Raw genomic sequence first — 17,255 nt, 5'->3', positions numbered from 1 at the left:
TCCCGGAGGAAAGGCCCCTAAGGAAGGTCCCCCGAGGAAAGGTCACAGCGCAGGTTTACGTTCTGCTCGCGCCGTTCTTAGGGCCTACCGAAAGTAAGGACGGCCGCGTAATAGACTGCCGCGATCCTCTTGCAGCTGGGCCGCACCAGGAAGAAGTAGCCCCCGCACACCTTGTCCTTCAAGGTGATGAAGAAGCGGGTGTCCACGTCGGCCTTTCGGAACCACGTGCGGTCGAGATAGTACCTGTAGTGCATCCTCTGGTTGGTCATCAGGCCATACCCGTAGTCATGGGAGTCACAGGCCGGTCGGAAGTCGAACCCGAGGGGGCGGTCCGCTCCCGGCTTCGTGCAGTGGTCGTAGACGATGCCCCGGACCTTGAAGCCGCTGGCGGTACGCTTCCAGCCCGGCTGCCGCCATTTGCCGCCGTGGTATGCCCAGGCCGAGCAGCCCGACTTCGTGTACCACATCCAGGTCTTGGCCGTGTCACACTTCTTCGGGTAGGACTGCGCAACGTCCACGCCGTCCGGCAGGAAGTCGCTGGCCGGCGGCTCGGTGGCGTTCGGGTCCTCGCTCCCGGCCGCGCCCTCGGTCGTCCCGCCGTTGGCCGGCGTGTCGGTGCCGATGGCGGTCACCTGGGGAGCGGCGACGCCCGCCGGGAAAGTGAGCTGCCATGCGCCGTTGATGGCGGACTCGATCGATGACAGGCGTCCCACCGAGTCGTAGGCATAGGTCCCCTGAGTGGCGCCGACGCTGGGGTCGGTCACGTTGCGCAGGAGGCCGTTCAGGTCGTAGGCGTAGCTGGCCTCGGTCTGCGGCGCCTCGGTTCCGGAGGTGACGGTGACTTCCTTGAGCCGGCCCGCGAAGTCGCCGAGGGAGGTGCCGGCGGCCGTGGTGGTCGCGGCGTAGGTGAACTTGGTGACGGACGCAGGGTTCTCGCCGCGCGCCGGTTCCTTGACGGTGCTGACCCGGCCCTGGGCGTCGTAGGCGACCGTGGACTTGCCGAGGGCGGCGGTGCCCACGCTGATCACCCGCCAGGGGTCGGCGCTCGGCGCCCCGGACTCCCGTGACCAGGTGTAGGTGAACTGGAGGTCGGCGGCGCTGACGGGCGTGCCGTCGGGGTTGGTCAAGGGCTCCTTGCCCTCGTCCACGGGACCCAAATCTGTCGTGAACGACTCGACTGTCGTGGTGCGCATCACTCCGATGAGCGCGTCCCACTTGGTGGTTTGGGTGATCTTGGATCCGTCGGTGGCCTCGTACGTCTGGACGCCGCCGCCGTCGGGGAAGGAGACGCTGCTCTTCAGGGGGTAGCTGGTCGACGTCCCTTCCTCGAGGTCAGTGACGACGAACGTGCCGTTCTGGCTCTCCAGTTTCCGGTTGATCTGCCCACCGGCGAACTCGGCCTGCCAGCCCGGCCCGAAGACCCCCAATTCGGGGCGGGTGGCCGGGGCCGACTGCGGCCGGGCCAGGTCGCCGGTGGTCATAGCCACACCATGCTTGCGGCTGATCGCGCCGGCGGACACGTCCAGTTCGGTGAGCTGGAAGGTTTTGGTGTCGGCGGAGTACTGGCCGGGGCCGATCTCCTGAACGTTGGCCAGCGGCGGATCCGCGGTCACGGTGGCGGCCGTGGCGGCGGAGGCGGCGACGGCGACCTCAGGGGCGAGGAAGGGGAAGAGCATTGACGCCGTGAGGGCGACAGGAAGCGCTAATCGGCGCAAGTGGTGCCTCCAGGTAAAGACAGAAAGTGATTTGATCACCTGGAGAGTAAGTGTTGGTAAATCGTTTTGACAAGAGCTCCATTGGAACGAGGTTCGAATCGCCTGTGCGGCCATGTCCCCGGGGGTGATTTATTTATGCGTTCACGCAGGTCGAGGGGTTGTATGGCGAGTTTATGGTGAATTTATGGCGACGGTGTGGAGGCTTCGATAATAATGACCTCGGGGGCATGTGTGAGGGCTTATTCGGCCATTCACAAAATGCGAGACCGTGGGAAACGCGGCGGGCGCGGGTCTGCTGACCGCAGCCGTTCGCGCCCGCCGCTCAAGGGTGCCGGCTACTTCCACACGGCCTTGCCGAGGATGGCGCCCAGGCCCGGCGTCTTCCAGTGGTCGACGACGATCACCTTCTTGGCCTTCACGTACCAGACGCGCTGGGTGTAGGAGGCGACCTTCGTCCTGCTGCCGTCGCAGGACACCTTCCACTCGGTGAACCGCGCCCGCTGCCCGGTCCCGAACGCCACCGTCGAGGTCCTTACGCGGGTGGCCTGCCCGCTGTAGTACTTCTTCATCGGCACGCACTCGATCACGCCGCTGCTGGGATGGTAGGGCCGGCCAAGCCGGTACGCGCTGCCCTCGGAGGCGTACTTGACCGCCTGGGGGCCGCCCAGCAGGAAGCCCTCGCACTCGGCGGCCCGAGCGGAGCAGGCGCCGGTGACGACGCGCAGATCGACCCCCTTCTTCTTGACCTTCCACTGGGCGGGGACCTGGAGGGTGAACCCCTGGAACGTGACCGGCTTGGTGGCGACATGAGCGGGCGAACCGCTCAGAGCGAGAGAAGCGCTGAGCGCGATAGTCGTGATCATGGGCGGCGATCCTACGGCGACCACGCTCCGCGTCGTCAACCCCGGTCGTGTTGATCACGAAAGGGTGCCGAGGCCGGGGACTTCATTCCATCCCGCTCGCCGGCGTGGCGATACTGGCAGGCCATCTCGTCGGTCTCGGTCTTTGAAGGGCGCCCCATGTACCCGCCACCGTTCACACCGCCACTGCCGTTACGTCCGGTACGCCTCCTGGCCAACCTCGCACTCGGCGCGCTGGCGCTCGACTGCCTCACAGGCCTCGCCGTCGCCGTGGTCGACTTACGGGAAGTGGCGCTCATCAACCGGCTGATCAGCGACCCCGACGCCGTCAGCGAGGCGGAGATCAACACGAGCGACATGATCTACGCCACGTCTGGATACGTGGAGACGGCGGTCTACTTCGTGGCCGGCCTGGCGTTCCTGATGTGGATGTTCCGGGTCCGGGCGAACGCCGACGTGCTGGAGCCCGACGGACACCGCCACCGCAAGCACTGGCTGATCTTCGGCTGGATCGCCCCGATCCTCGCCCTCTGGTTCCCGAAGCAGATCATCGACGACATCTGGCGCGCCTCCCGGCGGATCGACCAGCCACCGCGCTCCGGAGTGATCATCGCCTGGTGGACGGCCTGGCTGCTCAGCTCCTGGGTGTCCTACGTGGTCGTCAGACTGATCATCAAGACCGACGACCTGGAAGGGATCGCCGCCGCGGCCAAGTTCGACCTGGTGAACCTCGCGATGTGGATGGTCGCCGCGGCACTCGCCGCCGCGGTGATCCTGCGGATCACCAACGCGCAGGAAACGCGGCGGCTGGCGCCCTCCGCCCAGCCCGCCCAGCCCGCCTAGGCCGGGGAAGGGCGTCTGATCTGCCGTGAGATGCTGCATTCGTGACGACGAGCGAGCCCGCCGAACCGACTCCGCGCCGTGGTCGTGGCCGTCCCGGCTACGACCAGGCGGCGATCCTGCGCGCCGCGGTGGAGCTGTTCAATCGCAAGGGGTACGACGCCACGAGCATGGGAGACCTGGCCAAGGAGCTCGGGCTGACGAAGCCGGCCATCTACCACCACGTCACGAGCAAGGAGCAACTGCTCGGCCAGGCCCTCGACGACGCCCTCGACGAGCTCACCGCGGCCGTGACCGCGGCCTCCCGCGACCAGGCCGAGGCGACCGCCTACGAGCGGCTGCGCGAGGTGGTGCGGCGCAGCGTCGAGGTCCTCGTGGCACATCAGCCCTCCGTCACGCTCCTTCTGCGGGTACGTGGCAACAGCGGGCTCGAACTGGCCGCCCTGGAGCGGCGCCGCTGGCTCGACGACCGCCTCGCCGCGCTCGTCGCGGACGCCGTCGCGGAGGGCTCCCTGCGTGACAGCGTGCCGCCGGCGCTGGTGAGCCGGCTGCTGTTCGGCATGGTGAACTCGCTGGTCGAGTGGTACCGCCCCGACGGCCTGTACGACCTGGCGACGGTCGCCGACGCCATCACCGTCATCGCCTTCGACGGCCTGACCAAGCACGAGCCCTGAACCCACCTCTCACCACGCGTAGAAGCCCTGGCCGGTCTTGCGGCCGAGGTGCCCGTCGGCCACGAGGTCGCGCAGGATCCGCGGTGGCTCGAAACGGGGTCCGAGCTCGCGGGCCAGATGTTCGGCGATGGCGAGCCGTACGTCGAGTCCCACCACGTCGGTGGTCCGCAGCGGCCCCATCGGGTGCCGGTAGCCGAGGGTCATCGCCGTGTCGATGTCGGCCGCGCTCGCCACACCCTCCTCGAGCATCCGCATCGCCTCGAGCGCCAGGCAGACGCCGAGGCGGCTGCTCGCGAAACCCGGCGAGTCCGAGACCGTGATCGGTGTCTTGCCGAGCGCGGCCACCCAGTCCTGGGCTTGCGTCACGAGCGCGGGCGTGGTGCGGCGCCCGGTGACGATCTCGACGAGGTCGCTCACGGGGACGGGGTTGAAGAAGTGCAGCCCGAGAAAGCGGTCCGGTGCGGTCAGGCCGGCGGCCAGCCCGTCGATCGACAGGCTGCTGGTGTTGGAGGCGAGCACCGTGCCCGGCGCCCGCTGCTCGGCCAGGGCGAGCACCTGTGCCTTGAGCGCCGCGTCCTCCGGGACCGCCTCGACGACGAGCTCGCAGGGGGCCAGCTCGCCGGGGTCGGTCGTCGTCCGCAGCCGGGAGACGGCGTCCTGGAGCGGAACCCCGAGCCGGCCTTTGTCGTGGGCCTTGGCCAGACTGCCGGTCACCCGGGTCCTGGCCCGGTCAGCCGCCTCGGGGTCGTTCTCCACGACGATCACGTGGCTGCCCGAGGCGAGGAACGCGTGCGCGATCCCCGACCCCATCCGCCCACCGCCGAAGACGCCCACCGTACGTGGCAGGGTCATGAGCGCCGCTCCTGCCGCCGGTCCAGGAATGCCGTCATGCGGGTGTGTTTCTCCTCTGTCTCGAACAGGATCGCCTGGGCGACGTCGTCGATGAACGGGTGCGCGGCTCGCGGGGCGTGGAAGACGGCCTTGGTCAGCCGGGTCGCCAGGGGCGCCCGCGCGGTAATGCGATCGGCGAGCCGATGGCCGGCGGCGAGCAGGTCGTCGGCCTCCACGACGTCGTTGAGCAGGTGTACGGCCCGTGCCTCGTCGGCCGTGAGGATGCGGCCGGCGAGCAGGATCTCCTTGGCCAGGGGTTCGCCGACGAGTTCGGCCAGGCGCCAGGCCGCGCCGGCCGCCGCGATGATGCCGAGGTCCGTCTCCGGGTTGCCGATGCGCGTACGCGGTGTGCCGATCCGGAAGTCGCAGGCGTAGGCGAGCTCGGCGCCGCCGCCCAGGGCGTACCCGTCGACGAGGGCCACGGTCGGCATCGGCAGCCGGTGGATCCGGTCGAAGATCTTCGAGTTGATGCCCCGCAGCGCGTCGTCCCGGTTGCGTTCGCGGAGCTGGGCGATGTCCGCCCCGGCCGCGAAGGCCGGCCCTTCGCCGGTGATCAGGACGACGCGCGGCTCCTCTTCGACGGCGGCGCACGCCTGGTGGAGCGCGGAGACCAGCTCGCGGTCGATCGCGTTGCGGACCTCGGGTCTGTTGAGCCGCCACACGACCCGGTCGGCCGCTTCTTCGATGATCAGCGTCATTTCGGGTGTCCTGTCGGCGTCCGTACGCAGGAGTGGGTCACGAAGGGCTCCTATCCATCAAGGAACAAGATCAGGCGTCGTAGTCGACGGTGACACTCTCGCCGACCGGGAACGTCTGGCAGGTGAGCACGAACCCGGCGTCCACCTCGGACGGTTCGAGGGCGTAGTTGCGGCGCATGTCGACCGCACCCTCACGGACGACGGCCCGGCACGTTCCGCAGACGCCGCCCTTGCACGCGAACGGCAGGTCGGCGCGCGTGGCCTGGGCGCCGTCGAGGAGCGTCGTCTCCCGGGACACGGTCGACGTCGCCCGCAGCCCGTCGAGCACCGTCGTCAGGACGCTGGTCGCGCCGGCCGGCACCTCGTCGGCCCGCCGCGGTCGCGGTGGCGGCTCGTCGACGTAGAAGAGTTCGACGTGGACGTTCCGCGCGGGGACGGCGAGGTCGGTCAGCACCGCCCGCGCGTCCTGGATCATGCGCAGTGGTCCGCAGAGCCAGACATGATCGAACACCTCGACCGGCACCAGATCGGTGAGCAGGCGGCGCAATCGGTCACCGTCGAGCCGGCCCGAGAACAGCTCCACCTCGCGCGGCTCCCGCGACAGGACGTGAACCAGCTGGAACCGGGCACCGTAGCGGTTCTTCAGGTCGCCGAGTTCCTCGGTGAACATCACGGTGCGGCTCGTGCGGTTGCCGTACAGGAGCGACACCTGGGCGCCGGGGTGGGCCAGCACCGTCGAGGCGACCGACAGCATCGGGGTGATGCCCGACCCGGCGGCGATGCACAGGTGCCGCTCTCCCCGTGCCGGGTCGGCCCGCCAGGAGCCGGTCGGAGTCTGCACGTCGATCCGCGTTCCCGGCACCACCTCGCGGACGAGCCAGGAGGAGAAGAGCCCGCCCGGTATCTCGCGGACCCCGATGCGCGGCGCGGCGCCGGCCGGCGCGCAGATCGAGTAGGACCGCCGGTGCTCCCGCCCGTCCACGACGCGGCGAAGGGTGAGCGACTGCCCCGCCTGGAAGGTGTACGCCTCGCGCAGTTCGTCGGGCACGGCGAACGTGATCGCCGCGGCGTCCTCGCACAGGTGGTCGACCGCCGCCACGGTCAGCGGCCGGAAGGTGGCGGACGCCCGGGTCGGCGCCGGTCCGGGCGCGAGCGTGGTCATCTCATATCTCCTTGACATGCTCGAACGGCTCAAGGCAGTCGGTACAGGTGTAGAGGGCCTTGCAGGCGGTGGCGCCGAATTCGGAGGTCAGCCGGGTGGCCGCCGAACCGCAGCGCGGACAGGTCGGGGCGGACCGCGCCGGTCCGAGCGTGAGCGCGATGGGCCCGGACGTCCGGCGGGCCGGGCCGGGCGCCGACAGGCCGGCCTCCCGCAGGGCGGTGCGGCCGCGTTCGGAGATCCAGTCGCTCGACCAGGGCGGGTCGAGCACGACGCGTACCTCGACGTGGGGGAAGCCCGCGTCGTTCAGGCGGTGGACGAGGTCGTCGCGCATGGTGGCCATGGCCGGGCAGCCGGTGTAGGTCGGGGTGATCGAGGCGATGACGAGCTCGTGGCCGTCCGCCGTCCGCTCCACATCGACACCGCGCAGGACGCCGAGATCGGCGAGGGTGAGCATCGGCATCTCGGGGTCGCGTACCTGCCCGGCGACCTCGACGGCCCGCTCTCGGATCCTCGCCGGCGCCCGCTCGGCCCCGGCGGGCTCCCGGACCGTCAGCGGCGCTCGCTCGGCCTCGGCGGCCTGCCGGACTGTCAGCGGCGCTCGCTCGGCCCCGGCCGGCTCGGCGCCGTTCACCAGCGCCCGCTCGGGTGTGCGCGGGCGACCACCTGCATCTCGGCGAGCAGGTCGGCGAAGTCTTCGGTGTGCGTGCCGGTCCGACCGCTGCCCTCCAGGGGTGGGTGGTCCGGGCGGGCGACGCCGCTCATGGCGAGTACCTGGTCGAGGAGGGCGTCCACCTCGCCGCGCGTGGTGGCGGGGTCGACGCCGACGCCGGCGCGGGCGAGCGAGAGCTCGACGGGGTGCGTGGCGACCAGCTCGGGCTGGAGCGGCCACAGGGCGTCGAGCGCTGTGACGAGCCTGCGGCGCGATTCTTCGGTGCCCTGTGCCAGGGTGAGGAACCAGCGGGCCGCCCAGTCCCGGTGGTAGGTGACCTCCTTGACGCCCTTGGCCGCCACCGCGGCCAGCACCGTGTCGCCGCTCGCGCGCAGCCGCTCCAGCAGCGCGAGCCGAGCCACCGCGAACAGCAGCAGGCGGACGACGACGTGCCCGAAGTCGCCGTTCGCGACCTCGGCCAGGCGCACGTTGCGGAACTGTCCGGCGTCACGGAAGAACGCCAGCGCGTCCTCGGTGGGCACGGGCGAGCCCTCGGGGAGGGCGGGCAGGAGGCCGGGGTCGGCGGCGGCCGCCCGCGCCAGGAGCAGGCGCGCCTGCCCGAGCAGGTCGAGGGCGATGTTCGCCAGCGCGATGTCCTCTTCGAGGTCCGGTGCGCGGCTGCACCACTCCGTCAGGCGCTGCGACATGATCAGGGCGTCGTCGCCGAGCATGAGGCAGTATTCGGCGAGTTCGGTGTGGTCGACGCCGTCGGGCACCGTCGTGTCGATGCCGGCCAGCGGGTCCTCGAAATCTGTGCCGAACGCCCACTGGGAGGAGTCGCCGCCGAGCAGGCCGTCGTAGACGCTGCCGTGTTCGTCGCTCATGGTGATGAGTGTTCCGATCGTGTGGTGCTCACATGTGCGGGACGTTGTCGGGAATGTCGTAGAACGTCGGGTGCCGGTAGACCTTGTCGCCGTTCGGGGCGAACAGTGGGTCCTTCTCGTCCGGGCTGGAGGCCGTGATGGCGTCGGCCCGTACGACCCAGATGCTCACGCCCTCGTTGCGCCGCGTGTAGACGTCGCGCGCGTGCCGTACGGCCATCGCGTCGTCCGGGGCGTGCAGCGAGCCGACGTGGACGTGGTTGAGCCCGCGCTTGCCGCGGACGAACACCTCATACAGCGGCCACTCCCGCCGGTCGGCGCTCACCGGGCACCCGCCTCGCCGGACAGGCTCGCGCCCGCCTCGGCGGATCGGCTCGCGAACGCCGACGCCGCCTCGCGTACCCAGGCGCCGTCCTCATGGGCGGCGCGGCGGTGGCTCATCCGCTGGGCGTTGCACGGACCGTCCCCGCGGATGACCGCGGCGAGCTCCTCCCAGTCCGGCTCGCCGAAGTCGTGGTGTCCGCGCTCGTCGCTCCAGCGCAGGTCGGGGTCGGGCAGCGTCACCCCGAGCGCGTCGGCCTGCGGGACCGTCATGTCCACGAACCGCTGGCGCAGCTCGTCGTTGGAGTTGCGCTTGACGCCCCACGCCATCGACCGCGCGCTGTTGGTGGACTCGGCGTCCGGCGGGCCGAACATCATCAGCGCCGGCCACCAGAACCGGTCGACCGACTCCTGCACCATGGCCCGCTGGGCGTCGGTGCCGCGCATCATCGTCATGAGCAGCTCGTACCCCTGGCGCTGGTGGAAGGACTCCTCCTTGCAGATGCGGATCATGGCGCGGCCGTACGGTCCGTAGGAGGTGCGGCAGAGGGGCACCTGGTTGCAGATCGCGGCCCCGTCGACCAGCCAGCCGATCGTGCCGACGTCGGCGTAGGACAGCGTGGGGTAGTTGAAGATCGAGGAGTACTTCTGCCGGCCGGCGAGCAGCAGGCCGGTCAGCTCGGCGCGGGAGACACCGAGGGTCTCGCACGCCGAATACAGGTAGAGGCCGTGCCCGGCCTCGTCCTGCACCTTGGCCAGGAGGATCGCCTTGCGGCGCAGGGACGGGGCACGTCCGATCCATTCGCCCTCGGGCTGCATGCCGATGATCTCGGAGTGCGCGTGCTGGGCGATCTGGCGTACGAGCGTCCGGCGGTAGGCGTCCGGCATCCAGTCGCGCGGCTCGATCCGGTCGTTGCGCGCGATGGTCGCCTCGAACCCGGCAAGCAGCCGCTCCTCCGCTTCAACTGCCATCTTCCCTCCAAGATCTCGGTCGTATTTACTTATCACTCGGTCAGTAATACGGTTGCACGGGTCGGGGCTCCTGCGCAATAGGTCCCCCAGGGAGGAGACAAGGTGAGCGCGATTCTGGAGAGCTACGCCGCCGGACGCTGGTTCCGGGCAGCGGACGACGGGGAACCCCTGCTCGACGCCGCCACGGGCGAGGAGGTCGCGCGCATCTCGAGCCGGGGCCTGGACGTCGCCGCGATGGTCCGGCACGCCCGGGACACCGGCGGACCCGCACTGCGCTCGCTGACCTTCCACGAGCGGGCGGCCCTGCTCAAGGCGCTCGCCAAGCACCTGTCCGAGCGCAAGGAGGAGCTGTACGCACTGTCCGTACGCACCGGCGCCACCTCGCGGGACACGATGATCGACGTGGACGGCGGCATCGGCACCCTGTTCAGCTACGCGAGCAAGGGGGTCCGCGAGCTGCCGAACGACACCGTCGTCCTCGACGGCGGCCTCGAACGCCTGGGCAAGGGCGGCACCTTCGTCGGCCAGCACCTCTACACCTCCCGGCCGGGTGTCGCGGTGCAGATCAACGCCTTCAACTTCCCGGTCTGGGGCATGCTGGAGAAGCTGGCCCCGGCCTTCCTCGCCGGGCTGCCGTCGATCGTCAAGCCCGCGAGCCAGACCGCCTACCTCACCGAACTCGCCGTCCGGCAGATCATCGAGTCGGGAATCCTGCCCGAGGGAGCGCTCCAGCTCGTAGCCGGCGGCGCGGGCGGGCTGCTCGACGAGCTGACGGTGCAGGACTCCGTCGCCTTCACCGGCTCGGCGCACACCGCGGGCATCCTGCGCCGCCACCCGAACGTGCTCGACGGCGGCGTCCGGCTCGGTGTCGAGGCCGACTCCCTCAACTGCTCGATCCTCGGGCCCGACGTGCGGCCGGACGATCCGGAGTTCCACCTGTTCGTCAAGGGCGTCGTCACCGAGATGACGGTCAAGGCGGGGCAGAAGTGCACCGCCATTCGCCGGGTGCTCGTTCCCGAGACGATGGCCGGCCAGGTGACCGAGGCGCTCGCCGCGCGCCTGGCGGAGGTGACCGTCGGTGACCCGCGCGATCCGGACGTGCGGATGGGCCCGCTCGCCAGCCTTGGCCAGCGCGAGGAGGTACGCAAAGCCGTCGAGGCGCTGAGAGCGAGCGCCGAGGTGGTCTACGGCGCGTCCCTTCTCAACGGGGTCCCCGGCTCGTCCTTGCTGGATGGAGACCCCGAGCGCGGCGCGTTCATGACCCCGCTCGTGCTGCGCGCCCGCCCCGGTGCCACCGAGCCGCACGACGTGGAGCCGTTCGGCCCGGTCGCCACCGTGCTCGGCTACGACGGCATCGAAGCGGCGGTCGCCCTGGCCGCCCGGGGCAAGGGCAGCCTCGTCGCCTCCGTCGTCACCCACGACCCGCAGGTCGCTCGGTCCGTCGTCCTGGGTCTGGCGCCATGGCACGGCCGGGTCCTCGTCCTGGACCGGGACGACGCCAAGGAGTCCACCGGGCACGGCTCGCCGCTGCCCGTCCTCGTCCACGGCGGCCCCGGGCGGGCCGGCGGTGGGGAGGAGCTCGGCGGCGTCCGCGGGGTCCTGCACCACATGCAGCGCACCGCCGTCCAGGGCTCCCCGGACCAGCTCACCGCGATCACCGGACGGTGGACGACGGGCGCCGCGCGTGCCGAATCCGGCGTTCACCCCTTCCGCAAATCGCTGGCGGAGCTGCGCGTGGGCGACACGATCGGCTCCGCGCCGCGGACGGTGTCGCTCGCGGACATCGAGCACTTCGCCGAGTTCACCGGAGACACCTTCTACGCGCACACCGACGCCGCGGCCGCCGCGCGGAACCCGCTGTTCGGCGGCATCGTCGCCCACGGCTACCTCGTCGTGTCCCTGGCCGCCGGGCTCTTCGTCGACCCCGCGCCAGGACCGGTCCTGGCGAACTTCGGCGTGGACGGGCTGCGCTTCCTCACCCCGGTCAAGGCCGGCGACGCCATCGACGTGACGCTGACCGTCAAGCAGATCACCCCGCGGGCCGGCGCGGACTACGGCGAGGTCCGCTGGGACGCCGTCGTGACCAACCAGGACGGCCAGGCGGTCGCCACCTACGACGTACTGACCCTCGTGGCCAAGACCTGGCCCGCGACGCCCGCCCAGGAGGCCTGACATGGACGCCGCCTCGACCACTTCGGGCGCTTCGGCTGCTCCCGGTGCGTCGGCCTCTCCGGGCGCTTCGGCTGCTCCGCGCGCGTCGATTGCTTTCGGTGCGTCGGCCACTCCCGGTGCGCCGACCGCGCTCGCTGTCCCGGCGGCCCCGGTCGTGTTCGAACGTGACGGGGCCGTGGCCGTACTGACGCTCAATCGCCCGGATCGCCGCAACGCGCTCGACGCCGCACTCAAGACGGCGTTGCGCCGGGCCCTCGAGGAGGTCGCGTCCGATGCCGCCGTCCGTGCCGTGCTGCTGACCGGCGCGGGGAACGCCTTCTGTGTCGGTCAGGACCTCGCCGAGCACGCGGCCGCTCTCCGTACCGACGCCGACCACGCGTTCGACACCGTCGAGGAGGACTACGCGCCGATCATCCGGCTCGTGGCCACGATGGGCAAGCCGGTCGTCGCCGCCGTCAACGGCACGTGCGCCGGCGCCGGGCTGGCCCTCGCGCTCGCCTGCGACCTGCGGGTCCTGGCCGAGGAGGCGGTTCTCGCCACGGCGTTCACCGCGATCGGGCTGACGTGCGACTCCGGGTTGTCCACGACGCTCGCGCGGGCGGTCGGTGAGGCCCGGGCCAAGGAGCTCGTCCTGCTCGGCGAGTCCTTCAGCGCCCAGCAGGCGGTCGCGTGGGGAATCTCGGGACGCGTCGTCCCCCGCGCGGACGTCCGTACGGCGGGCCGCGAGCTCGCGGCCCGGCTCGCGGCCGGGCCGACCGCCGCCTACGCCGAGTCCAAGCGGCTGATCGCGCAAGCCTGGGACCAGGACCTCGGGACGGTGCTGACGGCCGAGGCCCGCGCCCAGGCGCGCCTGGGCCGGACCGCCGACCACGCCGGAGCGGTCGAGGCGTTCCTCACCAAGCAGCAGCCCGTCTTCGAAGGGCGCTGAACTCCCGCCCCTCGGTACGGTCATCGCCCCGGCCACCTGCGTGGTGACCGGGGCGAACGGCGCACGCCGCCACTTCCCTGAACGTCCGGCTTTCCTGGACGTCCGGCTTCTCTGGACGTCCGACTTCTGTGAACGCCCGACTTCTCTGAACGTCCGGCGGGGGCTCAGCCGTGGGACGCCCGCTGTGCCGACGAGGCGCGGGCGAGGTCGACGGCGGTCCACGCCATGGCCGTGGCGCCGTCGAGGACCGCCCTGTCGGCGGCCGGGGTGACGCAGGCCGCGGTGAACTCGGGCTGATGGTTGACCGCAGGCAGGCAGTCGAGCCCCAGCATGGGATGGATGCTGGGCACGGCGTGGGAGACGTTGCCCATGTCGGTGGCCGCGCCGGCCGGGGGACCGCCGCGCAGATCCGGGAAGACCCGCCCGAGCGCCTCCGCATTGGCCCGGTACATGCCCAGCATGACCGCGTCGGGCCGCAGGTCGGCGTAGTCGGGGGCCGGCGGAGTGACCACCAGGTCGCAGCCGGTGGCCAGCGCCCCGGCCTCGAAGCAGCGCCGCACGCGTGGCTTGAGCTCGGCCAGTGCCTCCACAGTGGAGGATCGGACGATCCACCGGCCGTGGCTCACGTCGGGGATCACGTTCGCGGCCGTACCTGCCTGGGTGACGATGCCGTGGACGCGGTCATCGGCGCCCGTCTGCTGACGCAGCAGCCCGATCGCCACCTGCGCGACGGTCATCGCGTCGGCGGCGTTGACGCCGAGCTCGGGGTACGCGCCGGCGTGGGCCGGCTTCCCCCGGTAGGAGACCTCGAACTGGGCGACCGCCGAGCCGGGCATCGCCGCCATCTCGACGGCGGCGGGGTGGACCATCATGGCGGCGTCGAGGCCCTCGAACGCGCCGCGTTCCAGCATGAGGATCTTGCCGCCGCCGCCTTCCTCCGCCGGGGTGCCGAGGACGGTCACGGTCAGCCCGAGATCGTCGGCCAGCCCGGCCAGCGCGGCTCCCGCGCCGACCGCTGCGGCGGCAATGACGTTGTGCCCGCAGGCGTGCCCGATGCCGGGCAGAGCGTCGTACTCGGCGCAGATCGCGATGTGCAGCGGACCGGTTCCCACGGTCGCGCGTACGGCCGTGGGCAGGTCGTAGCAGCCGTGCTGGACGTCGAAACCGGCGGCGCTCAGCGCGTCCGCCACCCACGTGCTCGCCAGCGTCTCCTCGAAGGCGAGCTCGGGGTGGGCGTGGATGCGATGGGACAGGTCGATCAAGCGGGCCGCCCAGGCGCCGACGGCGTCGGCGGCCTGCCGCTTGGCGCCCTGGGCCGCGGGCGTCACGCGCCCGGAGCGCCAGCGGCGCCCGGAGCGCCCGGGGTGGCCGGAGCGCCCGGGGTGGCCGGAGCGTCCGGGGTGGCCTGAGTGTCCGGGGTGGCCTGAGTGTCCGGGGTGGCCTGAGTGTCCGGGGTGGCCGGGGCGGCGGGGGCGGCGGGGGCGACGTGGACAGAGACGGGGCGGGTGGCCGCGTCGTAGGCGGCCCGGGAGCCGGTAGCGCCCATGCCGCTGTCGCCGGCCGGCTCGTACAGCCGCTCGGGACCGCCGCCCTGCCATTGGTTCACCCACACCACGCCGGCGGGGATGCCGCGCGCCGCGATCATGTGCGCGGGGTCGTTGGTGTACACGGTGGCGGCGAGGCCGAAACGCGTTCCGGCCGCCTTCTCCAGGCCCTCCTCGAAGGAGGAGACGACGGCGACCGGGGCGAGCGGGCCGAAGGTCTCCTCGGTCATGACCAGCATGGAGTCGTCCACATCGGTCAGTACGGTGGCGGGGTAGAAGAAGCCCTTGCCCTCGGGCACGGTTCCGCCGGTGCGGACGGTCGCGCCGCGCTCGACCGCGTCGTTCACATGCCGGACCACGATGTCGCGCTGGCGCCGGTCGACCAGCGGGCCCAGCACCGTGGTCGCGTCGTGCCCGTCTCCGAGGGCGAAGGTGCCGGCGACGTCCACGAGGGCGTCGATGAACTCCTCGGCGATCTCGCGGTGCACGTAGATCCGTTCCATCGAGGTGCAGATCTGGCCCGTGTTGACGAACGCGCCGAACGCGACCGCCGCGGCGGTGGCGACCGGGTCGACTCCCGCGTCGACGACCACGGGGTCCTTGCCGCCGAGTTCAAGGATCGAACGGTGCAGCAGGGCCCCGCTCTCCGCGCCGACCCGGCGCCCGGCCTCGACGGAGCCGGTGAAGTGCACGAGCCCGATCCGTTCGTCGGCGACCAGCGGCGCACCGGCCCGGGAGTCGCCGAGAACGAGGTTCACCACGCCGGCCGGCGGGTCCATCAGCTCCAGCAGCCGCACCGCCGACATCGGCGAGCGTTCGGACGGCTTGAGCACCACGGTGTCGCCCGCGGCCAGCAGCGGGCCGAGCGCCCCCAGTGCCATGGGCACCGGGAAGTTCCACGGCACGATGACCGCCGTGGCGCCGAGCGGCCGGCGCAGGATCGTGGTGCCGCCGGTGACGGTCTCCTCGAATGGGTAGTCCAGGGCCTCGGCCACCGCCGCCTTGAACCCCTGTGCCGCGCCGGCGATGAAGGTCCGGCCGAGGGCGACGGGCTTGCCCATCTCGCGGCATTCGATCTCCGCCAGTTCGTCGGCGTGCTCGGTGATCGTGTCCGCCCACCGGCACAGACGCGCCACGCGTTCGGCGACCGGTAGCGCCGCCCAGGCCGGCTGGGCCCGGACGGCCGCGTCCACGGCCTGGCGGGCGTCCTCCGGTGAGCCGCTAGGGCAGCGGGCGACGACCTCTTCCGTCGCCGGATTGATCACCTCGTGGAAGGCGTCACCACGGGAGTCCTCCCAGATGCCGCCGATCAGGTTCTGCAGGGTCTTCACGGAATGGTGCTCCTTCGCCGGATTCGGCTCAGCCGAGACGGTCGGCCATGAGCTCGCCGACCATGATCGATGCCAGGTTGGTGTTGGCCCGCGGTACGGACGGGAAGATCGACGCGTCGACCACGCGCAGACCGTCGACCCCGAGGACACGGCAGGACGGGTCGACGACCGCGCCGACGTCGCCGGGCGCGCCCATCCGGCAGGTGCTGGTGCCGTGCTGGGCGTCCACCGCGGTGGTGAGGAGGTGGTCGTCGAGTTCGGCGTCGTTGTCCAGCACCGCGAACAGCCGGCTGTTACTGGTCTCGATGGAGCCGGCGACGATCGAGGCGACCTCGGCGCCGCGCGCCAGTTCGACCAGGGCGCGTACCCCCTGGCGCAGCCGTTCCAGATCACGGGCGTCCGACAGCATCCGCTCCCGGACCTCGGGCTGGGCCTCCGGGTCGGCGGAGGTGAGAGTCAGCACACCGCGCGAGTGGTTCTGGTTCAGCCACACGCCCAGGCCGCCCGCCGGGAACCGCGTGTCGGCGGCCTCCATGGACAGCACGTTCTGGTTCAGCGAGACGAACATCATGTCGTGGGGGAGACCCCCGGGCCCGCTGGTGTAGCGGACGCAGACATTGGTGTGGCGGTCGCCGGCCGTCTTGATGGCGGCGTCCGCGGTCAGCGGCAGCTCGACGACGACCATCGGATGGTCCTGCATGCCGAGGCCGACCGGCAGGTCCCGCCGTACCGTGATCCCCAGCCGGCGCAGGTCGGCCGCCGGGCCCACCCCCGACCGCATCAAGATCGCGGGGGAGTGGATCACGCCCGCGCTGAGCACGATCTCGTCCGCGTACTCGGTCGTCGCCGTCCCGTCCACGATGACCCGGACGCCGACGGCGCGGTCACCGGAGAAGACGACCCGGTCCACCAGCGCCTCGCCGCGTATGGTGAGGCCGGGCAGCGACCGGGCCGGTTCGAGGTAGCCGTCGTTGACCGTGACCCTGCGCCCGGCGCGCGAATTGATCGGATACGGCGAGACCCCGCTCGCCTGCGGCGCGTTCACGTCAGGAGCCCAGGAGTGGCCGGCGGCGAGCGCCCCGGCGCACAGGGCGGCGTCCACGCCGCCCCACTGTTCCTGCGGCATGCGGAAGATCGGGGTCGGACCGCCCTTGCCGTGGTACGGCTCGTCCCCGAACTCCTCGTCGTCCTCCAGCTTCGCGAAGTAGGGCAGCACGTCCTGCCACGACCAGCCGGCGCAGCCCGCCGCGGCCCAGTCGTCGAAGTCCTCCATCGGCGGACGGATCGCGATCTGCCCGTTGATCGACGAACTGCCGCCCACACCCCGGCCCCGCCAGTACGGGCCCTGCGGCTGCTTGTCGGTCCGGGAGGAATGGACGCCCGCCCAGACCAGGCCCTCGGTGGCACTGGGGTCCAGCAGCGCCCGGACGGGGTTCGGCGACCGCCACGCCTCGTGCATGTGCGCTGAGCGGTAGTCGGGTCCGGCTTCCAGAAGCAGGACGCGCTTCCCCCGCTCGGCGGAGCGGGCAGCGAGCGCCGCGCCTGCGGAACCCGCACCCACGACGATGATGTCCCAGCCCGTGCCTGTCACGGCGAACCTCCTGCGTTCGGCTCAGG

General features: G+C 71.4%; 16 protein-coding genes. 4 read left to right on the top strand and 12 right to left on the bottom strand.

Annotation, left to right across the window (positions count from 1 at the left end):
* Positions 1 to 77: 77 nt before the first annotated feature.
* Positions 78 to 1,676, bottom strand: a complete 1,599-nt coding sequence (locus AB0B91_RS19535) for a phospholipase A2 (RefSeq protein ID WP_358321103.1) — start codon at positions 1,674 to 1,676, stop codon at positions 78 to 80.
* Positions 1,677 to 2,050: 374 nt separating this feature from the next.
* A complete protein-coding gene (locus tag AB0B91_RS19530) occupies positions 2,051 to 2,578 on the bottom strand; it encodes a hypothetical protein (RefSeq protein WP_358321100.1) in 528 nt (175 codons plus the stop codon).
* A gap of 156 nt (positions 2,579 to 2,734) precedes the next feature.
* Between AB0B91_RS19530 and AB0B91_RS19525 the strand changes: the two genes are divergently transcribed.
* Complete coding sequence (locus AB0B91_RS19525) at positions 2,735 to 3,418, top strand: DUF4328 domain-containing protein (RefSeq protein WP_358321097.1); 684 nt, start codon at positions 2,735 to 2,737, stop codon at positions 3,416 to 3,418.
* 41 nt (positions 3,419 to 3,459) lie between these two features.
* The gene (locus AB0B91_RS19520; protein ID WP_358321094.1) at positions 3,460 to 4,089 is read left to right on the top strand and encodes a TetR/AcrR family transcriptional regulator; all 630 of its coding nucleotides are present in this window, start codon (positions 3,460 to 3,462) and stop codon (positions 4,087 to 4,089) included.
* Between the two features lie 9 nt (positions 4,090 to 4,098).
* Here the strand turns inward: AB0B91_RS19520 and AB0B91_RS19515 are convergent, their stop codons facing one another.
* The 7 genes from AB0B91_RS19515 to paaA all read right to left on the bottom strand — a co-directional run bounded on the left by AB0B91_RS19515 (position 4,099) and on the right by paaA (position 9,663).
* The gene (locus AB0B91_RS19515) at positions 4,099 to 4,941 is read right to left on the bottom strand and encodes a 3-hydroxyacyl-CoA dehydrogenase family protein (RefSeq protein ID WP_358321092.1); all 843 of its coding nucleotides are present in this window, start codon (positions 4,939 to 4,941) and stop codon (positions 4,099 to 4,101) included.
* Complete coding sequence (locus tag AB0B91_RS19510) at positions 4,938 to 5,678, bottom strand: enoyl-CoA hydratase/isomerase family protein (protein WP_358321089.1); 741 nt, start codon at positions 5,676 to 5,678, stop codon at positions 4,938 to 4,940. Before AB0B91_RS19510 ends, AB0B91_RS19515 begins: the two co-directional genes overlap by 4 nt.
* A gap of 70 nt (positions 5,679 to 5,748) precedes the next feature.
* Positions 5,749 to 6,840 (bottom strand): 1,2-phenylacetyl-CoA epoxidase subunit PaaE, encoded by a 1,092-nt coding sequence (gene paaE, locus AB0B91_RS19505; protein WP_358321087.1) that lies wholly within the window; start codon positions 6,838 to 6,840, stop codon positions 5,749 to 5,751.
* Between the two features lies 1 nt (position 6,841).
* On the bottom strand, positions 6,842 to 7,348 hold the full coding sequence (gene paaD, locus AB0B91_RS19500) for a 1,2-phenylacetyl-CoA epoxidase subunit PaaD (protein WP_358322185.1): 507 nt from the start codon (positions 7,346 to 7,348) through the stop codon (positions 6,842 to 6,844).
* A 119-nt stretch (positions 7,349 to 7,467) separates the two neighbouring features.
* A complete protein-coding gene (gene paaC, locus AB0B91_RS19495; RefSeq protein ID WP_358321084.1) occupies positions 7,468 to 8,373 on the bottom strand; it encodes a 1,2-phenylacetyl-CoA epoxidase subunit PaaC in 906 nt (301 codons plus the stop codon).
* 28 nt (positions 8,374 to 8,401) lie between these two features.
* Entirely contained in the window at positions 8,402 to 8,695 is a 294-nt protein-coding gene (paaB, locus tag AB0B91_RS19490) for a 1,2-phenylacetyl-CoA epoxidase subunit PaaB (RefSeq protein ID WP_219538030.1), read from the bottom strand.
* Positions 8,692 to 9,663 carry a 1,2-phenylacetyl-CoA epoxidase subunit PaaA gene (gene paaA, locus AB0B91_RS19485; RefSeq protein WP_358321080.1) on the bottom strand — a complete coding sequence of 324 codons (972 nt, stop codon included), beginning with the start codon at positions 9,661 to 9,663 and terminating at the stop codon, positions 8,692 to 8,694. The genes paaB and paaA overlap by 4 nt, the downstream gene beginning before the upstream one ends.
* A gap of 102 nt (positions 9,664 to 9,765) precedes the next feature.
* Here paaA and paaZ point away from each other — a divergent pair, with 102 nt between their 5' ends.
* Positions 9,766 to 11,835 carry a phenylacetic acid degradation bifunctional protein PaaZ gene (gene paaZ / locus AB0B91_RS19480; RefSeq protein ID WP_358321077.1) on the top strand — a complete coding sequence of 690 codons (2,070 nt, stop codon included), beginning with the start codon at positions 9,766 to 9,768 and terminating at the stop codon, positions 11,833 to 11,835.
* Between the two features lie 154 nt (positions 11,836 to 11,989).
* Complete coding sequence (locus AB0B91_RS19475; RefSeq protein WP_358321073.1) at positions 11,990 to 12,763, top strand: enoyl-CoA hydratase-related protein; 774 nt, start codon at positions 11,990 to 11,992, stop codon at positions 12,761 to 12,763.
* Between the two features lie 164 nt (positions 12,764 to 12,927).
* Here AB0B91_RS19475 and AB0B91_RS19470 read toward each other — a convergent pair whose 3' ends face one another.
* From AB0B91_RS19470 to AB0B91_RS19460, 3 genes are read right to left on the bottom strand one after another with little or no spacing between them, the layout of a single operon-like run.
* Positions 12,928 to 14,091 carry a M20 family metallopeptidase gene (locus AB0B91_RS19470; protein ID WP_358321070.1) on the bottom strand — a complete coding sequence of 388 codons (1,164 nt, stop codon included), beginning with the start codon at positions 14,089 to 14,091 and terminating at the stop codon, positions 12,928 to 12,930.
* On the bottom strand, positions 14,088 to 15,638 hold the full coding sequence (locus tag AB0B91_RS19465; RefSeq protein ID WP_358321067.1) for an aldehyde dehydrogenase family protein: 1,551 nt from the start codon (positions 15,636 to 15,638) through the stop codon (positions 14,088 to 14,090). Before AB0B91_RS19465 ends, AB0B91_RS19470 begins: the two co-directional genes overlap by 4 nt.
* A gap of 28 nt (positions 15,639 to 15,666) precedes the next feature.
* Entirely contained in the window at positions 15,667 to 17,229 is a 1,563-nt protein-coding gene (locus tag AB0B91_RS19460) for a GMC family oxidoreductase N-terminal domain-containing protein (protein ID WP_358321065.1), read from the bottom strand.
* Positions 17,230 to 17,255 lie beyond the last annotated feature (26 nt).

Origin of the sequence: Nonomuraea sp. NPDC049141 (genome assembly GCF_040648415.1) — a bacterium.
In the GTDB taxonomy this organism is placed as follows: Bacteria; Actinomycetota; Actinomycetes; order Streptosporangiales; family Streptosporangiaceae; genus Nonomuraea.
This window is presented reverse-complemented; position numbering and strand designations above follow the sequence as displayed.

Excerpts from the sequence above, each read along its gene's own strand:
- AB0B91_RS19535 (WP_358321103.1), bottom strand. The coding sequence starts at position 1,676 with ATGCTCTTCCCCTTCCTCGCCCCTGAGGTCGCCGTCGCCGCCTCCGCC.
- AB0B91_RS19525 (WP_358321097.1), top strand. The coding sequence starts at position 2,735 with ATGTACCCGCCACCGTTCACACCGCCACTGCCGTTACGTCCGGTACGC.
- AB0B91_RS19530 (WP_358321100.1), bottom strand. The coding sequence starts at position 2,578 with ATGATCACGACTATCGCGCTCAGCGCTTCTCTCGCTCTGAGCGGTTCG.
- paaC (WP_358321084.1), bottom strand. The coding sequence starts at position 8,373 with ATGAGCGACGAACACGGCAGCGTCTACGACGGCCTGCTCGGCGGCGAC.
- paaA (WP_358321080.1), bottom strand. The coding sequence starts at position 9,663 with ATGGCAGTTGAAGCGGAGGAGCGGCTGCTTGCCGGGTTCGAGGCGACC.
- AB0B91_RS19510 (WP_358321089.1), bottom strand. The coding sequence starts at position 5,678 with ATGACGCTGATCATCGAAGAAGCGGCCGACCGGGTCGTGTGGCGGCTC.
- AB0B91_RS19515 (WP_358321092.1), bottom strand. The coding sequence starts at position 4,941 with ATGACCCTGCCACGTACGGTGGGCGTCTTCGGCGGTGGGCGGATGGGG.
- paaE (WP_358321087.1), bottom strand. The coding sequence starts at position 6,840 with ATGACCACGCTCGCGCCCGGACCGGCGCCGACCCGGGCGTCCGCCACC.